This window comes from Micromonospora sp. NPDC049114 (genome assembly GCF_040648635.1).
Classification (GTDB): Bacteria; Actinomycetota; Actinomycetes; order Mycobacteriales; family Micromonosporaceae; genus Micromonospora.
Map to the genome: position 1 here is coordinate 200,839 of NZ_JBEZEA010000010.1, position 19,530 is coordinate 220,368.

20 protein-coding genes are annotated in these 19,530 nt (G+C 70.2%); 8 read left to right on the top strand and 12 right to left on the bottom strand.

Features of this window, described 5'->3' with window-relative positions; genetic code table 11:
- On the top strand, nt 1–649 hold a 649-nt coding region (locus AB0B39_RS25440), incomplete at its 5' end, for a hypothetical protein (RefSeq protein ID WP_357575574.1).
- 140 nt (nt 650–789) lie between these two features.
- Here the strand turns inward: AB0B39_RS25440 and AB0B39_RS25445 are convergent.
- Nucleotides 790–1,623, bottom strand: coding sequence for an alpha/beta hydrolase (locus tag AB0B39_RS25445; protein WP_357575575.1), 834 nt, complete (start codon nt 1,621–1,623; stop codon nt 790–792).
- Nucleotides 1,620–2,582 (bottom strand): TIGR03557 family F420-dependent LLM class oxidoreductase, encoded by a 963-nt coding sequence (locus AB0B39_RS25450; protein WP_357575576.1) that lies wholly within the window; start codon nt 2,580–2,582, stop codon nt 1,620–1,622. The genes AB0B39_RS25445 and AB0B39_RS25450 overlap by 4 nt, the downstream gene beginning before the upstream one ends.
- Before the next feature lie 377 nt (nt 2,583–2,959).
- On the opposite strand from AB0B39_RS25450, the gene AB0B39_RS25455 reads away from it, so the two are divergent.
- Nucleotides 2,960–4,351, top strand: a complete 1,392-nt coding sequence (locus AB0B39_RS25455; RefSeq protein ID WP_357575577.1) for a cellulase family glycosylhydrolase — start codon at nt 2,960–2,962, stop codon at nt 4,349–4,351.
- Between the two features lie 55 nt (nt 4,352–4,406).
- Here AB0B39_RS25455 and AB0B39_RS25460 read toward each other — a convergent pair whose 3' ends face one another.
- From AB0B39_RS25460 to AB0B39_RS25490, 7 genes are all read right to left on the bottom strand, one after another.
- Entirely contained in the window at nt 4,407–4,727 is a 321-nt protein-coding gene (locus tag AB0B39_RS25460) for a multidrug efflux SMR transporter (RefSeq protein ID WP_234581628.1), read from the bottom strand.
- An 8-nt stretch (nt 4,728–4,735) separates the two neighbouring features.
- Complete coding sequence (locus tag AB0B39_RS25465; RefSeq protein ID WP_357575598.1) at nt 4,736–6,001, bottom strand: sigma-70 family RNA polymerase sigma factor; 1,266 nt, start codon at nt 5,999–6,001, stop codon at nt 4,736–4,738.
- A 3-nt stretch (nt 6,002–6,004) separates the two neighbouring features.
- Complete coding sequence (locus AB0B39_RS25470; protein ID WP_355063832.1) at nt 6,005–6,406, bottom strand: YciI family protein; 402 nt, start codon at nt 6,404–6,406, stop codon at nt 6,005–6,007.
- Between the two features lie 93 nt (nt 6,407–6,499).
- The gene (locus tag AB0B39_RS25475) at nt 6,500–8,635 is read right to left on the bottom strand and encodes an alpha-galactosidase (protein ID WP_357575578.1); all 2,136 of its coding nucleotides are present in this window, start codon (nt 8,633–8,635) and stop codon (nt 6,500–6,502) included.
- Complete coding sequence (locus AB0B39_RS25480; RefSeq protein WP_357575579.1) at nt 8,632–9,546, bottom strand: carbohydrate ABC transporter permease; 915 nt, start codon at nt 9,544–9,546, stop codon at nt 8,632–8,634. Before AB0B39_RS25480 ends, AB0B39_RS25475 begins: the two co-directional genes overlap by 4 nt.
- Complete coding sequence (locus AB0B39_RS25485) at nt 9,543–10,499, bottom strand: sugar ABC transporter permease (protein ID WP_357575580.1); 957 nt, start codon at nt 10,497–10,499, stop codon at nt 9,543–9,545. Before AB0B39_RS25485 ends, AB0B39_RS25480 begins: the two co-directional genes overlap by 4 nt.
- A 21-nt stretch (nt 10,500–10,520) precedes the next feature.
- On the bottom strand, nt 10,521–11,852 hold the full coding sequence (locus AB0B39_RS25490; protein WP_357495601.1) for an ABC transporter substrate-binding protein: 1,332 nt from the start codon (nt 11,850–11,852) through the stop codon (nt 10,521–10,523).
- Between the two features lie 281 nt (nt 11,853–12,133).
- Here AB0B39_RS25490 and AB0B39_RS25495 point away from each other — a divergent pair, with 281 nt between their 5' ends.
- Both AB0B39_RS25495 and AB0B39_RS25500 read left to right on the top strand, forming a co-directional pair.
- Nucleotides 12,134–14,125 carry a beta-galactosidase gene (locus AB0B39_RS25495; RefSeq protein WP_357575581.1) on the top strand — a complete coding sequence of 664 codons (1,992 nt, stop codon included), beginning with the start codon at nt 12,134–12,136 and terminating at the stop codon, nt 14,123–14,125.
- Nucleotides 14,126–14,162: 37 nt separating this feature from the next.
- A complete protein-coding gene (locus AB0B39_RS25500) occupies nt 14,163–14,936 on the top strand; it encodes a DeoR/GlpR family DNA-binding transcription regulator (protein ID WP_357495597.1) in 774 nt (257 codons plus the stop codon).
- A 104-nt stretch (nt 14,937–15,040) separates the two neighbouring features.
- Here the strand turns inward: AB0B39_RS25500 and AB0B39_RS25505 are convergent, their stop codons facing one another.
- Both AB0B39_RS25505 and AB0B39_RS25510 read right to left on the bottom strand, forming a co-directional pair.
- A complete protein-coding gene (locus tag AB0B39_RS25505) occupies nt 15,041–15,316 on the bottom strand; it encodes a hypothetical protein (RefSeq protein WP_357575599.1) in 276 nt (91 codons plus the stop codon).
- Between the two features lie 44 nt (nt 15,317–15,360).
- A complete protein-coding gene (locus tag AB0B39_RS25510; protein WP_357575582.1) occupies nt 15,361–15,609 on the bottom strand; it encodes a DivIVA domain-containing protein in 249 nt (82 codons plus the stop codon).
- 331 nt (nt 15,610–15,940) lie between these two features.
- Here AB0B39_RS25510 and AB0B39_RS25515 point away from each other — a divergent pair, with 331 nt between their 5' ends.
- From AB0B39_RS25515 to AB0B39_RS25525, 3 genes are all read left to right on the top strand, one after another.
- On the top strand, nt 15,941–16,810 hold the full coding sequence (locus tag AB0B39_RS25515; protein WP_357575583.1) for a helix-turn-helix transcriptional regulator: 870 nt from the start codon (nt 15,941–15,943) through the stop codon (nt 16,808–16,810).
- Nucleotides 16,807–17,028, top strand: coding sequence for a DUF397 domain-containing protein (locus AB0B39_RS25520; protein WP_357575584.1), 222 nt, complete (start codon nt 16,807–16,809; stop codon nt 17,026–17,028). The genes AB0B39_RS25515 and AB0B39_RS25520 overlap by 4 nt, the downstream gene beginning before the upstream one ends.
- 325 nt (nt 17,029–17,353) lie before the next feature.
- On the top strand, nt 17,354–18,316 hold the full coding sequence (locus AB0B39_RS25525; RefSeq protein WP_234581641.1) for a sporulation protein: 963 nt from the start codon (nt 17,354–17,356) through the stop codon (nt 18,314–18,316).
- Nucleotides 18,317–18,381: 65 nt separating this feature from the next.
- Here the strand turns inward: AB0B39_RS25525 and AB0B39_RS25530 are convergent, their stop codons facing one another.
- Nucleotides 18,382–18,750: a hypothetical protein gene (locus tag AB0B39_RS25530; protein ID WP_357575585.1), complete on the bottom strand. Its 369-nt coding sequence runs from the start codon at nt 18,748–18,750 to the stop codon at nt 18,382–18,384.
- Between the two features lie 317 nt (nt 18,751–19,067).
- Between AB0B39_RS25530 and AB0B39_RS25535 the strand changes: the two genes are divergently transcribed.
- The gene (locus tag AB0B39_RS25535) at nt 19,068–19,487 is read left to right on the top strand and encodes a hypothetical protein (RefSeq protein WP_357575586.1); all 420 of its coding nucleotides are present in this window, start codon (nt 19,068–19,070) and stop codon (nt 19,485–19,487) included.
- Nucleotides 19,488–19,530: the final 43 nt, after the last annotated feature.

The window sequence follows — 19,530 nt, forward strand, 5'->3', positions numbered from 1 at the left end:
GATCGGGTGGGTGGCGCGCACGCTCGTCTGGCTGCCGTTGGTGTGGTTGGGCGGCGCGTTGGCCGCTCTGGGCTCGGCGGCGGGGAGGGTGGCCCGGCTTCTGCTGTGGGATCCCCTGCTGTGGGTGGTCCGCAACGTGCTGCGTCCGCCTGTGGTCGGTCTGGGCCGCCTTTTGGTCTGGCTCGCCGATCACCTCGTCCAGCGGCCGCTGCGCTGGCTGGGCGCGGCGCTGCGGCCCGTCGGGCGGCTGCTCGTGCGCGGCCTCGCAATGCTCGTCGGCGGGCTGGTCGCCGCTGTCGTCGGGCTGGCCGCGGGGATCTGGTGGGTGGTTCGCGGCCTGGGTCGGCTGATCGTCCGCACAGTGGTCGGTGCCTGGCGCACGGCCGGCTGGCTGCTGCGGCTGGTCTACCGGGGGCTCCTGCGCCCGCTCGGGCATGGCCTGCGATGGCTGTGGCGGCACACAGTGCGTCCCCTGCTGCGGGGTGTGCGCTGGGTCTGGTCGGTGACTGTCGTGCCTGTGGCGCGGGGCGTGCGGGCGGCGTGGCGGGCCACTGTCACCCCCGCGGCCCGCTGGATGCGCCGCTCGGTGCTCGACCCGGCCCGGCTGGCCTCCCGGGAGGTGCTTGCCGCCCTGGGCCTGCGGCGCTGACGCCGCCCGGTCCGCTCAGAGCACCACGTTGAGCAGGACGGTGAGCAGCACCGAGGCGACGATCGAGAAGAGGATCATCAGGAGGCAGCCGAGGCCGCCGCCGAGGGGTCGAATCTCCGTGTTGCCGAAGCGCATGGGTTTCACCTGTTCACGAGTGTCGGGGCGAGAAGCTGGCGGATCGCGTCGGCGACCGCCGTCGGGGCCGTGGTGGCCACGTTGTGTGCGGCGCGGGGGACGACCACCAGATCGGCGTCCGGCACCAGCCGGGCCACCTGGGCCCGCCAGGCGGCCGGCGCGATGGGATCCCGCGCGCCGCTGACGACAACTGTCGGTGCCGTGATCCGGACCAGGTCCGCCTCGATCGTGTTGCGGACCGAGTGCGACAACGTCGCCAGGACCCGCCAGGGCCGGGCGTTCCAGATATCGCGAAGGAGGATCGGCGCCTGCAACGGCGACTCGCGCAGGGTGTCCACCAGCCACCTGCCGAACTGGGTCCGGCGGGACCTGCCTGCCGGGTCGGCCGTGGGCCCGGCCAGCACCAGCGCGCGTACCGCCTCCGGGTGGGTCGCCGTGAGCGCGGCGGCCACCTCGGCGCCGAAGGAGTGCCCGAGCAGGCAGACCTGCGGCAGCCGGTACGCGGCCAGCCAGGCGGCCAGGTGCGCGGCGTGCCGGCGCACGTCGTACGCGCCGTGGGGGTGCGCGGTCAGGCCGAAGCCCGGCAGGTCCGGTACGTACACCTGATGGGTTTCGGCGAGCGCGACGGCCAGCGGGGTGAGATAGCGGTGCGAGACCGCCAGACCGTGCACCAGGACGACAGGTGGGTTGCCGGTGCCGGGGTCCGGGCCACGCCGCGTGTGGGTACGCAGCCCGTCGACCAGCCGCCACTCGCTGGTCAGGCCGGCGGCCGGCCGAGGCGCGGCCATGGCGAGCCGCAGCTCGGCCGGCCCGAATCGACCGGCGGGCGTCAGCCTCACAGTTGGCGCAGCCGGGGCAGCAGCTGCTCCTGCGCCCAGTCGAGGAACATCGGCTGGCTCTCGCCGCCGACCTGGATGATCGCCACGTGCGTGAAGCCGGCGTCGACGAACTTGCGGAACGCCTCGACGTGCGCGTCCACGTCCGGGCCGCAGGAGACACCCTCGGCGACGTCCTCCTCGCGGACGAACTGGGTGGCGGCGGCGAAGGCGTCCGGGTCGGGCAGGTCGGCGTTGACCTTCCACCCCATTCCGAACCAGCGGAACTGGTCGTGCACGATCTTGCGGCACTCGGCCTCGTCCGGGCCGTAGCAGATGGCCACCTGTCCGTAGCGGGGCTGGCCGACGCCGCCGGCGTCGTCGTACATCTCGATGATGTGCCGGTCGGGCTCGGTGGAGACGAGGCCGTTGCCGTACTCGGCCGCCAGGGTGGCGGACTGCCGGCCGGAGGCGGCGATGGCCATCGGCACCGGCTGCTCCGGGCGGTCCCAGACATAGGCGTCGGGCACGTCGTAGTGGTTGCCGGAGAAGGTCAACGTCTCGCCGTTGAGCAGCGGCCGGATGATCTGCAGCGCCTCCTCGAACATCTCGTGGCGCTGCTGCACGTGCGGCCAGCCGCCGACGATGTGCTCGTTGAGGTTCTCCCCGGCGCCCAGGCCGAGGGTGAACCGCCCGTCCGAGAGCGCCCCGATGGTGCTGGCCTTCTGCGCGACCACGGCCGGGTGGTAGCGGCGGATCGGGCAGGTCACGAAGGACATCAGCTCCGCGCGGGAGGTGGCGTGCGCGACCGCGCCGAGCACGGACCAGGCGTACGGGGAGTGGCCCTGGGCGTCGAGCCAGGGATAGTAGTGATCAGAGATCACCAGTTGGTCGAAGCCGGCCGCCTCGGCCCGCACCGCGTGGTCCACGAGTTGCTTCGGACCGGCCTGCTCGCACATCAGTGTGTAGCCGACGCTCACCATCCGGGTATCTCCTTCTCGCCGACGGTTCGTCCCGAGATACCCAGGTCAGCAGCCGTCAACCCTCTCGTCCGGTTCGGACGGGCGATGCTTGACGGATGCCGGAGACCGGCCTACGGTCGTCTTAACCGGTTAAGACCTACGGTCTGGCGCACATCCTGTGGTGGGGATGACCGCCCCGTAACGGCCCGCGTCCGCGCGGGCCGTTACGGCTGTCTGCGTCCGTGAGCGGGTTACTGAACCGGTTGCTAGGGCTGATCCATCGCCCTAGGCTGATGCGAGCATCGCCGGGAGTCGGGCGGTGGCTGTCGGGCTGCAGCCGCCTTCCCCTGTCACGTCCCACCCCTGTCGGGCACCGGGGGTCCTCCCTGAGGAAGGCCATGAAGACTCGACTCTCCGCCGCCGGCGCGGCCCTGCTCGCGTTGCTCCTCGCCGTGCTGGCGTTCAGCCAGCCGGCGCACGCCGCGGCCGGCTTCTCCGTCGCGGGCGGCAAGCTGTACGACGCCAACGGCACCGAATTCATCATGCGCGGAGTGAACCACGCCCACACCTGGTATCCACAGCAGACCAGCTCGTTCGCCGACGTCAAGGCGCTCGGCGCGAACACGGTGCGGGTGGTGCTCGCCAGCGGCGACAGGTGGACCCGCAACACCAACGCCGACGTCGCCAACGTCATCTCGCTGTGCAAGGCCAACCGGCTGATCTGCGTGCTGGAGGTGCACGACACCACGGGCTACGGCGAGCAGAGCGGCGCGATCACGCTGGACCGTGCCGTCGACTACTGGCTCAGCCTCGCCGATGTGCTGGTCGGCCAGGAGCGGTACGTCATCGTCAACATCGGCAACGAGCCGTACGGCAACCAGAACTACGCCTCCTGGGCCACCGACAACGCCAACGCGATCAAGCGGTTGCGGGCCGGTGGGCTGACCCACACCATCATGGTGGACGCCCCGAACTGGGGGCAGGACTGGTCGTTCACCATGCGCGACAACGCCGCCTCGGTCTTCGCCGCGGACCCGGCCCGTAACACGGTCTTCTCCATCCACATGTACGGCGTCTTCGACACCGCCGCCGAGATCACCGACTACCTGGGCCGGTTCCGGGCGGCGGGGCTGCCCATCGTGGTCGGTGAGTTCGGCTTCAACCACTCCGATGGTGACCCCGACGAGGACACCATTCTCGCGTACAGCCAGGCCAACGGGATCGGCTGGTTGGGCTGGTCGTGGAGCGGCAACGGGGGTGGCGTGGAGTATCTCGACATGGCCACCGCGTTCAACCCGGCCAACCTGACCACCTGGGGGCAGCGGATCTTCAACGGCGCCAACGGCATCCGGCAGACCGCCCGCGAGGCAAGCGTCTTCGGCGGCACCCCGCCGCCGACCACGCCCCCGCCGACGACTCCTCCTCCCACGACGCCGCCGCCGACCACTCCGCCTCCGACCACGCCGCCTCCGACCACGCCGCCGCCCGCCGGTGGCTGCGCGGCCACCTACACCGTCACCAACCAGTGGCAGGGCGGCTTCCAGGCCGAGGTGCGGGTGACCGCCGGCGCGTCGGCGATCAACGGCTGGACCGCCCGGTGGACCCTCGCCAACGGCCAGAGCGTCACCCAGTCCTGGAACGCGACGGTGACCAGCAGCGGCTCCACGGTGACCGCGCGCAACGTGGACTACAACGGCAGGCTGGCTGCCGGCGCCAGCGCCAGCTTCGGGTTCCTCGGCGGCTGGTCCGGCACCAACCCCAAGCCGGAGGTGAGCTGCACGGCGAGCTGACCGACGCCAGGTGGCCGGGCCCGCGTCGGGGGCCCGGCCACCGCGGCGGCTGCGGTCAGTGCTCCCCGGTCAGGTTCACGATGACCACCCCCGCGATGATCAGGGCGATGCCGGCGAGCTTGACCAGCCCGACCGACTCACCCAGGAACACCGCGCCGATCGCCACGATGGCCGCGGTGCCCAGACCCGACCAGAGGGCGTACGCGACACCCACGGGTATCTCCTTCACGGCCTGGGCCAGCAGGAGGAACGCCAGCGCGTACCCGGTCAGGCAGCCCAGCGTCGGCCAGAGGCGGCTGAATCCGGCGGTGCTCTTGATCAGGCTGGTCGCCAGGACCTCCGCGAGGATGGCGATCCCCAGCAGCACGTACGCCATGTGGCTCCTCAGTCGTCGGTGGTCGGCGGACCGGCGGCGAGCCGGGCGGCGCGCATGGTGAGGTAGCGCTGTTCGGGAAGGCTGCTGGTCCGCGCGGCGGCGGCGCGGTAGTCCGCGATCGCCCGCTCCCGGTCGCCGGCCATCTCGTGCAGGTGCGCGCGGGCGGCGGCCAGCCGGTGGTGCCCCGCCAGCCGGGGGTCGTCGCCGAGAGCGTCGAGGGCCGTGAGGCCGGCTGCGGGCCCGTGCACCATGGCGGTCGCCACGGCCCGGTTGAGCGCCACCACGGGGGTTCCGGCGAGCCGTTCCAACACGTCGTACAACGCCAGGATCTGCGGCCAGTCGGTCGCGTCGGTGCTCGGCGCCTCGTCGTGCAGGGCGGCGATGGCGGCCTGCACCTGGTACGGGCCGACCGGGCCGCGTGGCAGCGCCCGGGTGACAAGTGCGACGCCCTCGGCGATCGCCGCGGCGTCCCAGCGGTTGCGGTCCTGATCGGCCAGGGAGATCAGCTCCCCGGACGGGCCGGTGCGCGCCGGGCTGCGCGCCTCGGTGAGCAGCAGCAACGCCAGCAGTCCGGCGGTCTCGCTGTCGTCGGGCAGTCGCATGTGCAGCGCACGGGCCAGCCGGATCGCCTCGGCCGCGAGATCGACACGGCGCAGGGCCGGACCGGCGGTGCTGGTGTGCCCCTCGGTGAAGATCAGATAGAGCACCTGCCGGACGGCGGACAGCCGCTCGGCCCGCTCCGCCTCCTCCGGCATTCGAAACGGCAGCCCGGACGCGCGGATCCGCTGCTTGGCCCGGCTGATCCGCTGGGCCATGGTCGCCTCGGGCACCAGGAACGCGCGCGCTATCTCGGCGGTGGTGAGCCCGCCGACCGCGCGCAGGGTCAGCGCGACAGCCGATGCGGGGGCGAGCGCCGGGTGGCAGCACAGAAAGAGCAGCACCAGGGTGTCGTCCCGCTCGGCGGTCAGTTCCTCGTCCGCTGCCGGCGCGTACTGCCGGTCGTCCGGATCCCGGCGGGCGACCAGGTCCTCCCGGCGGCGCCGGGCCTGCTCGCTGCGGATCAGCTCGATCATCCGGCGGTAGCCGACCTGGATCAGCCAACCGCGCGGGTTGGCGGGCAACCCGTCAACCGGCCACTGGGTGGCGGCGGCGAGCAGCGCCTCCTGCACGGCGTCCTCGGCGGTGGCGAAGTCACCGAACCGGCGGGCGAGCACGCCGAGGACCTGCGGCGCCAACTCGCGCAGCAGGTCCTCGATGTGGGGATCGGTGGTCAGCCCTCACAACTCCTCGGTGGGTGCGGACATCACCGGGTGCACCTCGATCGGCATGTTCAGCGGCCGACCACCGGGACCGGGCGCGGTCGAGATGTACGCGGCCACCTCCACCGCCCGCTGCGGGCTGTCGCAGTCGACGATCCAGAAGCCGGCGAGGAACTCCTTCGTCTCGGCGAACGGCCCCTCCGTGACCACCGGCGTGCCGCCCTCGCCGGCGCGTACGATCCGCGCCTGCTGCGGGCCGCCGAGGCCCTGCGCGTCGACCCACTCCCCGGCGGCGGTGAGCTTCTCGTTGACCTCGCCCATGAACGCGATGTGGGCCCGGACCTCGTCCGGGGTCCAGGTGTCGATGCTCGGGAAGTCGGTCCCGGTGGCGCTGAACTGCATCAGCAGCATGTACTTCATGGTTCGCCCCTCACGTCCGCGCACCGTCGTCGGTGCTCTCACCCTGAGGTAGAAGCACGCCGCACCGTTCTCGACACTCCGGCGGAAGAATTTCTAGCCGACCTCGTCGACCTCCAGCACCAGGCTCTGCTCCGGGTGCAGGGCGGGCAGCTGCACACCGACGCGGGCCAGCGCCGCCCCGCTGAGCGTGACACCGGAGGCCAGCCACGGCGCTGCGGACCGTTCGATGGTCGCCGGTGCGGGTACGCCCGCCACCGCCCGCACCCGGTAACGCCGGGCCGGGTCGAGGCCGGGAAGCCGTACCGCGCCCGGGGTCTGCGCCACCGAGGTGGCCAGCGTGGCCACCGCGTACACCGCCCGGGTCGTGTCGTGATCGACCACGCCGTGCGCCCAGACGGCCGGGTCCGGGTGGTCGACCCGGACCACCCGGCCGGCGTGCAGCAGCGGGCGCAGCCGCTTGTGCAGTGCCACCCAGGCGGCCAGCTCGGTCTGTTCGGCGGCGCTGATGGAGGCGATGTCCCACTCGATGCCGTGGTGGCCGAACAGCGCGGTGGCCGCCCGGAAACCCAGGTCGTGCACGCGGTGGGTGGTGTGCGAGCGTTCCGGGCCGATGTGCGTGCCGATCAGCTCCGGTGGCAACAGCAGACCGGTCCAGCGCTGGATGCTGAGCCGTTCCAGGGCGTCGTTGCAGTCGCTGGCCCAGACCCGGTCGGTGCGGGCCAGGATGGCCAGGTCCACCCGGGCGCCGCCGGACGAGCAGCTTTCGATCTCCACGCCGGGATGCCGGCGGCGCAGCTCGTCCAGGAGGCGGTAGACCGCGAGGGTCTGCCCGTGCACCCCGGGCCGGCCGTGGTGCCCGGCCTCGGTGAGGTCCCGGTTGTGGTCCCACTTGAGGTAGCTGATGCCGGGATGCTCGCGCAGCAGCGCGTCGAGGCGTTCCAGCACGTGGTCGTAGGCCTGCGGGCGACCCAGGTCGAGCACCTGCTGATTGCGCCAGGCCGGCGGCAACCGCCCCGGCACGGCCAGCAGCCAGTCCGCGTGCGCGCGGAACAGGTCGGAGTCGGGGTTGACCATCTCCGGCTCCACCCACAGGCCGAACTGGAGGCCGTGCCCGGTCACGTGGTCGATGAGGGGTTGCAGGCCGTCGGGCCAGACGCCCTCGTCGACGTACCAGTCGCCGAGCCCGGCGGTGTCGTCGCGCCGGCCGCGGAACCAGCCGTCGTCGAGCACGAACCGTTCCACGCCGAGGTGCGCGGCCCGGTCGGCGAGGGCCCGCAGCCGGTCCAGGTCGTGGTCGAAGTAGACCGCCTCCCAGACGTTGAGGGTCACCGGCCGGGGGGAACGCGGGTGTCCGGGCCGGGCCCGCAGGTGTGCATGGAGTACGTCGCTGAGCCCGTCCAGCCCGACGTCGGACCAGACGGCGTAGAGCAGGGGAGTGTCGTACTCCTCGCCGGGTGCGAGCCGGATCTCGCCGGGCGCCAGCAGTTCGCCGCCGCCGAGGGTGGACTCGCCGGTGGGACGCCGCTCGGCGACGGTGACGTGATCGCCGCTCCACGCGGTGTGCACCGCCCACACCTCGCCGTGGCCGAAGCTGAACCCGGCGGTGCCGGCGACCAGCAACAGCGTGGCGTCGTGTCCGGTGCGCCCGTGCCGGCCCTCGCGCACCCAGGCGCCGTGCTGCCACGGGTGGCGTTGGGGCGAGCGTTCCCGACACCAGCGGCCGGTCAGGTCGAGTAGTTCGGTGGCGACGGCCGGCACCGGCAGCACCGGCGTCAGCCCCTGCACCTCGTACGCGCCGTCGCCGTCGTTGCGCAGGCGATGGCGAATGGTCAGCAGGCCGTACGGGTCGAGGGTGATCTCGATGGTCAGGCCCAGCCCGGCGGCCCGGTCCGACGCCCGCACGGTGACCCGCGCCGGAGCGTCGGAGGGCGTGTCGACGTCGAGACCGTCGAGCTGGAACGCGGTGGACCAGTCCCGCCCGTCGCGATGACCGGCCAGACCCGGCCGGCCGCTCCAGCCGGCGCTGGCCTCCGGCAGGAGCGACAGCGCGGGCGGCTCGTCGAAGCTGCTCGGCACCACGGGTGGCACCGTCGCGTCGGTGAGCTGGCGCAGGGCGTCGTCGTCGAGGTCGCCGACGTCGCCACCCCAGTGCACGACCCGGGGCAGCCCCGGGCCGCGCGCGTCGAGCACCAGGTGAGTCCGCGCGCGGCGCAGGTGCAGGATCGTCATCCTTTGGAGGCTCCCAAGGTCAGGCCCCGGACGAAGTGCCGCTGGAGCATGAAGAAGATCACCAGGGTGGGGATCGCGACGAGCACGCTGCCCGCCGAGACGAGGTTGTTGTCGGTGAAGAACTCGCCGCGCAGGTTGTTGAGCGAGCTGGTCACCGGGAACTTGTCGCCGGTGCGCATGAGGACCGTGGCCCAGAAGAACTCGTTGTAGATCCAGGTCACCTCCAGGGTGGCGAGCGCCGCCAGCGCCGGCCGGCACAGCGGCATGGTGACCTGCCAGTACTGCCGCCAGACGCTGGCGCCGTCGACCATCGCCGCCTCGTACAGGTCGCGGGGCAGCGCCTTCATGTAGTTGCTGAGCACGAAGACGCAGAACCCGCACTGGAAGGCCACGTTGATCAGGATCAGCCCCCAGTAGCTGTCGTAGAGCAGCTCGGAGTCGCTCATGAACTCCGGCAGTGGCACCTCGGTGAACAGCCGGAACAGCGGGATGAGCAACGCCTGCTGCGGCAACAGGTTGGCGGCGGTGAAGATTCCGAGCAGGACGAGGTTGATCTTCCAGTTGAACCGGGCGATGACGAACGCCACGCACGAGGCGAGGAAGAGCGTCAGCAGCACCGCGGGCACGGTGATGTAGACCGAGTTGAGGAAGTGCTTGCCGAACTCCGCCGTCTGCCACGCGGTGACGTAGTTGTCGATCGTCCAGCCGCCGAACGAGACGTAGCCGTTGGCGGCCGTGTACTCGTAGGAGCGCAGCGAGGTCAGCACCGCCCAGGCGATCGGGAAGAGCCAGGCCAGCGAGACGACGATGAGGAAGCCGTGCAGCAGCAGCCGCGCCGGGGTCAGCTTGCGGCGGCGGACCGGGATGTCGGTGCCATCCTCGGTACGCCGGGTCACTGTCGCGGTGGTCATTCCCGGTTCTCCCTCATCACTGTCGCCAGGTAGATGGTGATGAAGACCAGCGAGACGACCAGCATGATCGTCGCCAGCGCGGAGCCGAAGCCGATCCGGCTCGCCTCACCCACCACGTTCTGGGTGACCAGCGCCGAGATCAGCTCCAGACCGTTGCGTCCCTTGTTGACGACCCACACCAGGTCGAACGCGCGCAGCGACTCGATCACCGTCACCACCAACACGATGATGTTGATCGGCCGCAGCACCGGGAACACCACCCGGAAGAACGTGCGGCTCTCCGACGCGCCGTCGACTGCGGCGGCCTCCCGCAGCGACGGGTCGACCCCCTTCAGGCCGGCGAGGTAGAGCAGCATGATGTAGCCGACGTGCCGCCAGCCGGAGGCGATCATGACCGCCCAGATGTTGACGTTCGAGTCGCCGTACCAGTCGATGTTGCTGCCGAAGACGGCGTTGATGAGCCCCTGGTCGCGGGAGTAGAGCAGCTGCCAGACGAAGCCGATCAGGGCCAGCGAGAGCACAACGGGCAGGTACAGCGCGGTCTGGTAGAAGCGGCTGCCGCGCAGCTCCTTGTCGAGCAGCACGGCCAGGAACATGCCGAACGGGGTGGCGACGACGAACAGCACGGCCAGCCAGAGCAGGTTGTGCTGGATCGCCGGCACGAACGGCGGGTAGATGTTCACGACGTCGCTGTAGTTGCGGGCGCCGACGAAGTCGATCTCGTTCAGTGGGCCGATGCCGTCCCAGTCGGTGCCGGAGAGCACCACTGTCGCCAGCGCGGGAAGCCAGACGAAGGCGGTGACGAGCAGCAGCGGGACGAGCACCATCAGCGTGATGACCACGCGGTCGGTGCGGGACAGGAGCCGTAGCCGCCGGCGACGACCACCAGTTGAGGTGGTCGCGGCCGGCGGCGGCACGGCGCGATCCGCTTGGATCAGGGGCAGGTCGGACACGATGTCCTCCCCCTTCCGCCGTCAGTCAGTGAAGATCGACTTCTTCTGGTTCTCGATGGACGAGGTCAGACCGTCAATGTCCTTGGGGTTCTTGATGAACTGCTGGATCGCCGGGATCATCACCGTGGAGGCGAAGTCCGGCCGGGTGTCCCGGTCGAGGAACTGCGCGATCTCGGTGGCCGACCCGACCAGTTCGGCGGCCTTCTTCTGCAGGGCCGTGTAACCGCCGACGTCCGCGCCACTGTTGGCGACGAGGACGGCCGGGTCGTTCTTGAGGTTGATGTCCGCGGCGGCCTTGCCGCCGAAGTACTCCAGCAGCTTGCGGGCGTTGTCCTCGTTCTTGGGCTTGCGGGCCATCATGTAGCCGTCGATCGGGGCGTCCAGGGCCTTCGCGCCGATTGCCGGGTCGATCTCGGGGAAGGTGAAGAAGTCGAGGTCGTCCTGCTCGTCGTTGCTGAACTGCTGACCGACGAAGAGACCGAGCAGGTACATGCCGCTCTTCTTCTGCTGCAACGACTGCGCGGCCTCCTGCCAGGTGCGGCCGAGGCTGTCCGGTTGGTGCAGGGGGAGCAGGCCGGCCCAGGTGTCGAAGACCTTCTTGACCTTGTCGGAGGTCCAGGCCTCCTTGCCGGCCATCAGGTCGACGTGGAACTGGTAGCCGTTGATCCGCAGGTTGAGGATGTCGAAGGTGCCCATCGCCGGCCAGCCGTCCTTGTCGGCGAACGCGATCGGGGTGAGGCCGTCCTTCTTCATCTGCGCGCCGAGCGCGGTGAACTGGTCCAGCGTGGTGGGCACCTGGTAGCCGTGCTGCTGCCACACCGACTTGCGGTAGAAGACGGCCCACGGGTAGTACGTCGCGGGGACGAAGTACTGCTTGCCGTCGTCCCCGGTGGACGCCTTCTTGAAGGCGTCCGAGTAGCCGGAGAGCTTGCCCCACACGTCGCTGATGTCGCTGGCCAGGCCCTTCTGCGCGAAGAAGCGCATCCGGTAGCCGGCGAACCAGGTGAAGACGTCGTCCGGCTTGCCCTGGAGGTAGTTGTTGATGTTCTCCTGGAACGTGTTGTGGTCGACCGTGTTGGTCGCGACCTGCACGCCGGACGAGGTCTTGAACCCGTCGGTGACCTTGGCGAGGACGTCCTTGGGCTTCGGGTCGGACTGGTTGGATCCGAGCGTGACGTCCTTGCTGGACCCGCCGGAGCCGGAGTCGTCGTCGCCGCAGCCGGCGAGCAGACCGGTGCCGAGCAGCGCGCCCGTGCCGGCCGCGCCGGCCAGCAGTGACCGTCGGTTGATGCCGGCGACGGAGGGCGGTACGAGCCGAGCCAGATACTCGGCTTGGGATCGGGGACGGGACATCTGTGCCTCCTGCGGATGAAGAGGTGCTACGCCCAAGGGCCGTCAGAGGTGAAGAGCGGTCCGACCTTGTGAATACACATCGTGATCCACCGAGAATCCACATTGGCGAACACGATCGGCCAGTGGGGCCTCAAGCTACCCCTCCATAGGCCGCTGTCAAGAGGTCTGTTCGCCTCCGATAACCCAGTCGTGATACGGCTGTTACGTGGTAAACGTTGGAAACAAAGTCGATGTTGGAACCTGTTGACTTCCGTGCGGCGGCGGGTGCACCCTCAGCTGTCATGCGGCGATGGCAGGGGAACGGCATCTATTTCGGCGGCGACTACAACCCCGAGCAGTGGCCCGAGCAGACCTGGTCGGAGGACATCGAGCTGATGCGCCGGGCCGGGGTCAACCTGGTCTCCGTCGGCATCTTCTCCTGGGCCCTGCTGCAGCCCGCCCCGGGCCGGTTCGAGTTCGGCTGGCTGGACCGGGTCCTGGATCTGCTGCACGACGGCGGCATCCAGGTCGACCTGGCCACCGCGACCGCCAGCCCGCCACCCTGGCTGGCCCGCGCGCACCCGGAGACGCTGCCCCGCCGGGCCGATGGCGCGATCCTCTGGCCGGGTGGGCGGCAGGCGTACTGCCCCAGCTCCCCGGTGTTCCGCGAGCGTTCCCTGGAGCTGGTGCGGGCGGTCGCCGGCCGCTATGCCGAGCATCCCGCGGTGGTCATGTGGCACATCTCGAACGAGCTGGGCTGCCACAACGTGCACTGCTACTGCGACGTCAGCGCCGAGGCGTTCCGGGCGTGGCTGCGGGAGCGATACGGCGACCTGGACCGGCTCAACGACGCCTGGGGCACGGCCTTCTGGAGCCAGCGCTACGGCGACTGGGCCGAGATCAACCCGCCGCGTACCGCCCCGACCTTCGCCAACCCCACGCAGCAGCTCGACTTCCTGCGCTTCTCCTCCGACGAGCAGCGCGCCCAACTGCGCGCCGAACGCGAGGTGCTGACGGCAGTGGTCCGCCAGCCGATCACCACCAACTTCATGATCGGCATGGGCGTCAAGCACATGGACTACCACTCCTGGGCATCCGATGTGGACGTGGTGTCCAACGACCACTACCTGACCGCCGCCAACCCGCAGGCGCACCTCGGGCTGGCCTTCGCCGCCGACCACACCCGGGGCGTCGCCGGCGGTGACCCGTGGCTGCTCATGGAGCACTCCACCAGCGCGGTCAACTGGCAGCCGCGCAACGTGGCCAAGCTGCCCGGCCAACTGCGCCGCAACAGCCTGGCGCACGTCGCCCGCGGCGCCGACGGGGTGCTGTTCTTCCAATGGCGGGCCTCCCGGGCCGGCGCGGAGAAGTTCCACTCCGCGCTGCTGCCGCACGCCGGCCCCGACACCAAGGTGTTCCGCGAGGTCAGCCAGCTCGGCGCGGACCTGAAGGCCCTCGCCGAGATCCGCGGCAGCCGCGTGGACGCCGACGTGGCGATCCTGTTCGACTGGGAGGCGTGGTGGGCGGTCGAGCTGGATTCGCACCCCAGCGCCGACGTCACCTACGCCGACCGGATCAACGCCCTGTACGGCGCGCTGTGGCGGGCCGGCGTGACAGCCGACATCGTCCACCCGTCGGCCGACCTCAGCGGCTACCGTCTGGTCCTGGTGCCCACCCTCTACCTGGTCCGCGACGCCGACACCGAGGCGCTGCGCCGGTTCGTCGAGGGCGGTGGCACGGCGGCCGTCACCTACTTCAGCGGCATCGTGGACCCGAACGACCACATCCGCCTAGGCGGGTACCCCGGGGCCTTCCGGGACCTGCTGGGCGTACGGACCGAGGAGTTCTTCCCGCTGCGCGAGGGCGAGCAGGTCCGGCTCGACGACGGCAGCACCGCGGACGTGTGGACCGAATGGCTGCACGCCGAGGACGCCGAGGTGCTGGCGTCGTACACCGACGGGCCTTTGCCGGGCGTGCCGGCGCTGACCCGGCGGCCGGTCGGCGCGGGCGCCGCCTGGTACGTCGGCACCCGGCTGGACGAGCCGGCCACCGACCGGCTCGTCGCCCGGCTGCTCGACGAGGCCGGGGTCCGTCCGGTGGCGCAGGCGCCGACCGGGGTGGAGGTGGTACGACGACGTGACGGCGAGCGGAGCTGGCTGTTCGCGATCAACCACACCGATACCGAGGTACGCGTCGCGGCAAGCGGCGCCGAGCTGTTGACCGGGACGCGGTGTGCGGGTGAGCTGACAGTGCCGGCCGGCGAGGTTGCCGTGGTCCGTGAGGACCGGGCCTGACTTGGGCGACACCCACGATGCGAAGGAGGTTCCCCAGATGCTGGCCCAGCAGCGGCAGACCGCCATCCTCGATCTGATCCGCCAGCGTGGCGGCGTACGGGTGAGCCACCTGGTCAGCCGGTTCGGCGTGTCCGACATGACGATCCGGCGCGACCTGGAGGTGCTGGCCGAGCGCGGTCTGGTGGACAAGGTCCACGGCGGCGCGACCCTCGCCGGGCCGGGCTCGGCCGAGGAGCCCGGGTTCGCCGCGAAATCGATCCGCCAGCAGACGGAGAAGCGGGCCATCGCCGAGCGGGCGGCAACGATGGTGGAGCCGGGGATGGCCATCGCGCTGTCCGCCGGGACGACCACCGCCGCGCTGGCCACCCTGCTCTCCGATGTGCACGGACTGACAGTGGTGACCAACTCGATCCCGGTGGCCGACGCGCTCTACCAGAACCCGCGTGCCGACCAGACTGTCGTGTTGACCGGCGGCATCCGTACCCCGTCGGACGCGCTGACCGGTCCGGTGGCCGAGGCGGCGATCAGCGCGCTCAACGTCGACCTGCTGTTCCTGGGTGTGCACGGGCTCAGCCCGCGTACCGGCTTCACCACGCCGAACCTGCTGGAGGCCGGCGTCAACAGGTGCCTGATCGGCGCGGCCCGCCGGCTCGTGGTGCTCGCCGACCACACCAAGTGGGAGACGATCGGCATCGCCACCATCGCCCCGCTGGAGGCGGCCGACGTGCTGATCACCGACGTCGGGATACCCCCCGAGGCCCGCACCACGATCGGCGAACAGGTCGGCGAACTGGTCGTCGTGGAGACGTGACCGTGATCCACTCGGCTTCCTGGAAATCGGGGTGTCCTCTTCGGCGGGACACCCCGCCTTCCAGGAACACGAGTGGATCACCCGGTCACCGGCTGGCAGGGCGGCTAGGGGCCGCCGACGGGAAGGCAGGGTCCGTCGTGGTCCGCCTGCCGCCCACACCGGCGGCGATCAGGCATGATCCGGTCGCAGAAGACCCAATGTCGTACGTGCTGCGCGTCCTCGGCCGACACGGTGGCCCCGGCGACGTCGACCTGCGGTGTCGAGGTCAGCGCACGGGCGAGCCAACGGGCCAGGTCCAGCGCCTCGGCCAGGTCGGCCACCGCCACCGGCAGGTGGATAACGTGTCGGGGCGGTGGCTCGGCCGGCTCGGTGAAGGCCAGCACGACGGCCCGAGGCAGCGGCACGAAGATCCGGTCCGGTGGGATCACCACTGACGCCTCTCCGGCCAGGCGCTGTGCCGGGCACGCAGCGCCCGCTTGACCCGCGCATTCTCCTCGCTCAGCAGCGCCAGATCGTGGTGCAGTGCCGTCAGGTCGAGAGCGACGCGATGCAGGAACCGCCGCACCTCACGAGGGTCGAGGCCCCTGCGGCCGAAGCCGACGGTGGCGAACTGGTGGTCGCGTACGTGCCGCGGATGCAGCCGGCCGCCGTCGTGGTATGCGCCTCTGGTCATCGGCCACCCCTGTCGTCGGTCGATGGTGGGTCGGGGTCGCGATTGCGGCCCTCTTCGTGGTACGTATTCGTGCAAGTCGGTTCGGAGCCGGGATTTCCCCATCCCGACGCTCTAGTTGAGACCCGACGAGAGCCGGTATGCGACTGCCACTCGCGACGCCGCCTCTCGTCACCTTTTCGGCTGTTGGCCCAGCTGCGGTTGCCGTGTTTGCACCGGGCTTCCCCGGGGGCCGGCGATCACCCTCACCCGCAGGCCACGTTTCCAGTGGCCCCGGCATTGGTGCAACGACACCAACAAAGTTCGTCATGAGGGACATCAAGAGAGGGGACCCATGCCCGCCAGGCGTGAATCGTTCGTCCAGACATTGCGCGCCCAGTGGCTCGGCCAGCAGATGCGTCAGTTGCGGGAACAGCGCGGCATCACGCTCAAACAGGCGGCCGAGTTTCTGGAACGGGACTTCTCGTCCATCGCCCGCTGGGAGCGAGCCGAGTGGCCGTTCCGACGCGGCGTTGTCGAGTCGCTTCTTGATCTTTACGGCGAGCATGACGGGCGCGAGCGCAACCGCTTTCTCCAGCTTGCCGAAGATGCTTGGCGGACCGACCGCTGGGACGACGACTACGACGAGTTGGTGGACGCCTCATTCATCGACTTCCCCTGGCTGGAGACGAGAGCCGAGCACATCTGCTCATGGGATGCCTTCCTGATGCCGGGGCTCATGCAGACGGCGGCCTACGCGGAAGCGGTGATCCGTAACGCCGAGGGAGAGCGGGCATCGGATTTCTCGGTGCGCAAGTGGCTGCAACTGCGGGTCGACCGCCAGCGCGTGCTCACGCGCGATCCCGCCGTCCATGTAGCGGCGGTTATCGACGAAAGCGTTCTTCGTCGACCGGTCGGAAGCCATGACGTGATGCGCGGCCAACTGCGACACCTCGGCGAGTTGATGCGACGGCAGAACATCGACGTCCGCGTGCTGCCATCGCGGGTCGGCCTGCACGCCGGGCTGGACGGCTCGTTCGTCCTCTTCCGGATGCCCAAGCCGTATCCGGAGGTGGCCTATGCCGAGACTCTGGGTGGGCGCCGGTTCATGGAATCTCCGAAGTCGAGACGTTACGCGCTTGCGTACCATCGCCTTCAGGATGTCGCGCTCGATCAGCGCAAGGCGGCCGAGCTGATCGCGAAGATCACGGAGGAACTGCCATGAACGAAGCCCTGCCGGCCGTGGCCTGGCACATCAGCACTCGGAGCAACAGTAACGGCGGGAGCTGCGTCGAGGCGGGGCCTGTTCTCGACGGTTCTGGTCGAGTGGCGGTGCGCGACAGCAAGAACCGCGCGGCGGCGACCCTCGTCTACGGCGTCAGCGACTGGACTGCCTTCGTCAATGGGGTCAAAGACGGCACGTTCGGCCGCGCCGAGCCGTGATCGACTCGACATCGCCGATATCGGGGTGTCCCGGTCGCGTTGATACCCCGACATCGGCGATGTCGAGTCGATCAAAAGTCGCTGGCGGCATGCCCTGACCGGCCGGCACCATCCTGGCCGTGAAAGCGCACGGTTTGTCGATCATGGACATGTGGTGCCCGGTTCGGTAACTCACGGACCTTTGGTCCCCACCACGACTCCATGATCAACGATGCCGGGCGGGCGGGGGCGCGCGCGGGCGGGTGGCACGCTCACAGCCACCTCACAGGGGTGCTGGATAGGGTGCCCTTCGAGTCAACGTCCGACTCCAACACAGGAGTTTTCGATGGTCTTCAAGAAGATGTTGAGCGCGTTCGGTGTGGGTGGTCCCAGTGTGGACACCGTGCTGACCAACCCCAACACCCGGCCCGGCCTGACCCTCGACGGTCAGGTCAACCTCGTCGGCGGTGACAGCCCGGCGGCCATCGAACAGGTGGTGATCGGCCTCGTCACCCGGGTCGAGGTCGAGGGCCACGACACGGAGTACGCCGGCACCATGGAGTTCCACCGGATGGCCGTGAGCGGCGCGTTCCAGCTCGCGCCCAAGCAGGAGCTGTCGATCCCGTTCCAGCTCCCGGTGCCGTGGGAAACCCCGATCACCGACGTGTACGGCCAGCGCCTGCACGGCATGACGATGGGCCTGCGCACGGAGCTGTCGGTGGCCCGCGCCGTCGACAAGACCGACCTGGACCACGTGGCGGTGCACCCGCTGCCGGTGCACGAGCGGATCCTGGAGGCGTTCCAGCGGCTCGGTTTCCGGTTCAAGCACGCCGACCTGGAGCGCGGTCACATCCGCGGCGTGCAGCAGACGCTGCCGTTCTACCAGGAGATCGAGTTCTTCGCGTCCCCGCAGTACGCGCGCACCATCAACGAGGTCGAGCTGACCTTCGTGACGAGCCAGCGCGGCGTCGAGGTGATCCTGGAGTGTGACAAGCGCGGCGGCTTCCTCAGCGCCGGGCACGACGCCTTCGGCCGCTACCAGGTGTCCCACGCCGACGTCGACCGCGTCGACTGGGCGCAGGTCGTCGACGGTTGGCTGCGCGAGACCACGTCCCGCTACGGCAGCCTGCGCTCGCAGTACGGCCACGGTCACGGCTACGGTCCGGGCCACGGTCACGGCCGTGGCGGCATGGGCGTGGGCGGCATGGTCGCCGGCGCGGCGCTCGGCGTCGCCGGCGGCATGATCGCCGGCGAGATGATCGAGGACGCGTTCGAGGGCGACTTCGGCGACTTCGGCGGCGACGAGTAACGGCTCCACAGACGACGGTGGCCTCCGGGAGATTCTCCCGGAGGCCACCGTTCACGCAGGAGGCGTCAGCGCATGCTCCGCTCCTTGCCGGACCGGCGGGCGGAGCCGGCCTTCGACAGACCACGGCTGACCAGGTAACCACCGGTCAGGATGGTCAGATACCACCATGCCTGGTTCGGGTTGTTGATGTTCAACCCGTTGGTGGCGGCGCCCCGCCAGAACGCGGCGATCACCACGAGCGCGACAGCGGCGGCGTAGACCCAGAATTCCGTCGTCAGGAACGCCTGCTTGGTCTCCGTGCCCGGCGACGGCATCGGCTCTCGGTGCCCGTCGCGCATTGCCGGCATCTGCTGCGTGTCCCGCATCATGGCGGGGTTCTGCGGGTCGTTCATGGGCCGGTTCATCGGCCGGGTGGAAGCAGCCTGCGTGCTCATCTGGTCCTCCTCAGGATGCGATGAGTCGTACCTGCATTCCCTCGCCCCGCTACCGCGTTTCGGTCACGGCACGGTTCGCTTTCACGGCGGGGACACCCCCCGACTACCCGAGGCCCGGGACCAGGTAACACTCCCTCGGCCGGAAAAGAATCGACAGCGGCCGGGCCGATGACGGCGCCGGCGCGACCGCACGGCGCGGGCGGTTCACGACCGGTCGGGGTGGATGTCCGTTTCCCCCTCGGCACACGGCGCTGCGGGTTTGGCTGACCGGCGACCGGGCACGCCGTCAGTTCCACAGCTTCTGCGAGGTGATGAACGTGCGTGAGGACGACATGCGGCAGGAGGCCGCCCGGCGGGCCGAGGACCGGATCACCGACAGTGTGTACGGCAAGGGTGCCGTCGACGAGGTGACACTGCCCCGTACCGACATTGAGAGTGAGATCCAGCGGGTGGACCCCATGGACCCGGCGCACGAGCGGATCGATCCGCAGGTGCTGCGCGACGGCGGCCCCGTCGGCGGACAGGGCGCGGTGACCACCACCGGTGGCACGGCCGGCCCGGCGAGCGTGCGGCGGGTGGCCCGCCAGCCGGAGCGGCACCCCGGCAAGGTGGCCCCGACGACGACCGGGGACGCCACCACCGGCGGTCTGAGCACCCCGACGGGTGGCGGCACCAGCGACCAGTCCACGTCCGCCACCGGGCCGAGCAAGTCCATCCGGGACCGCTCGACCGATTGACCGACGGTGAGCCCGCCCCCGCCGACCGGCCGGTCGGCGGGGG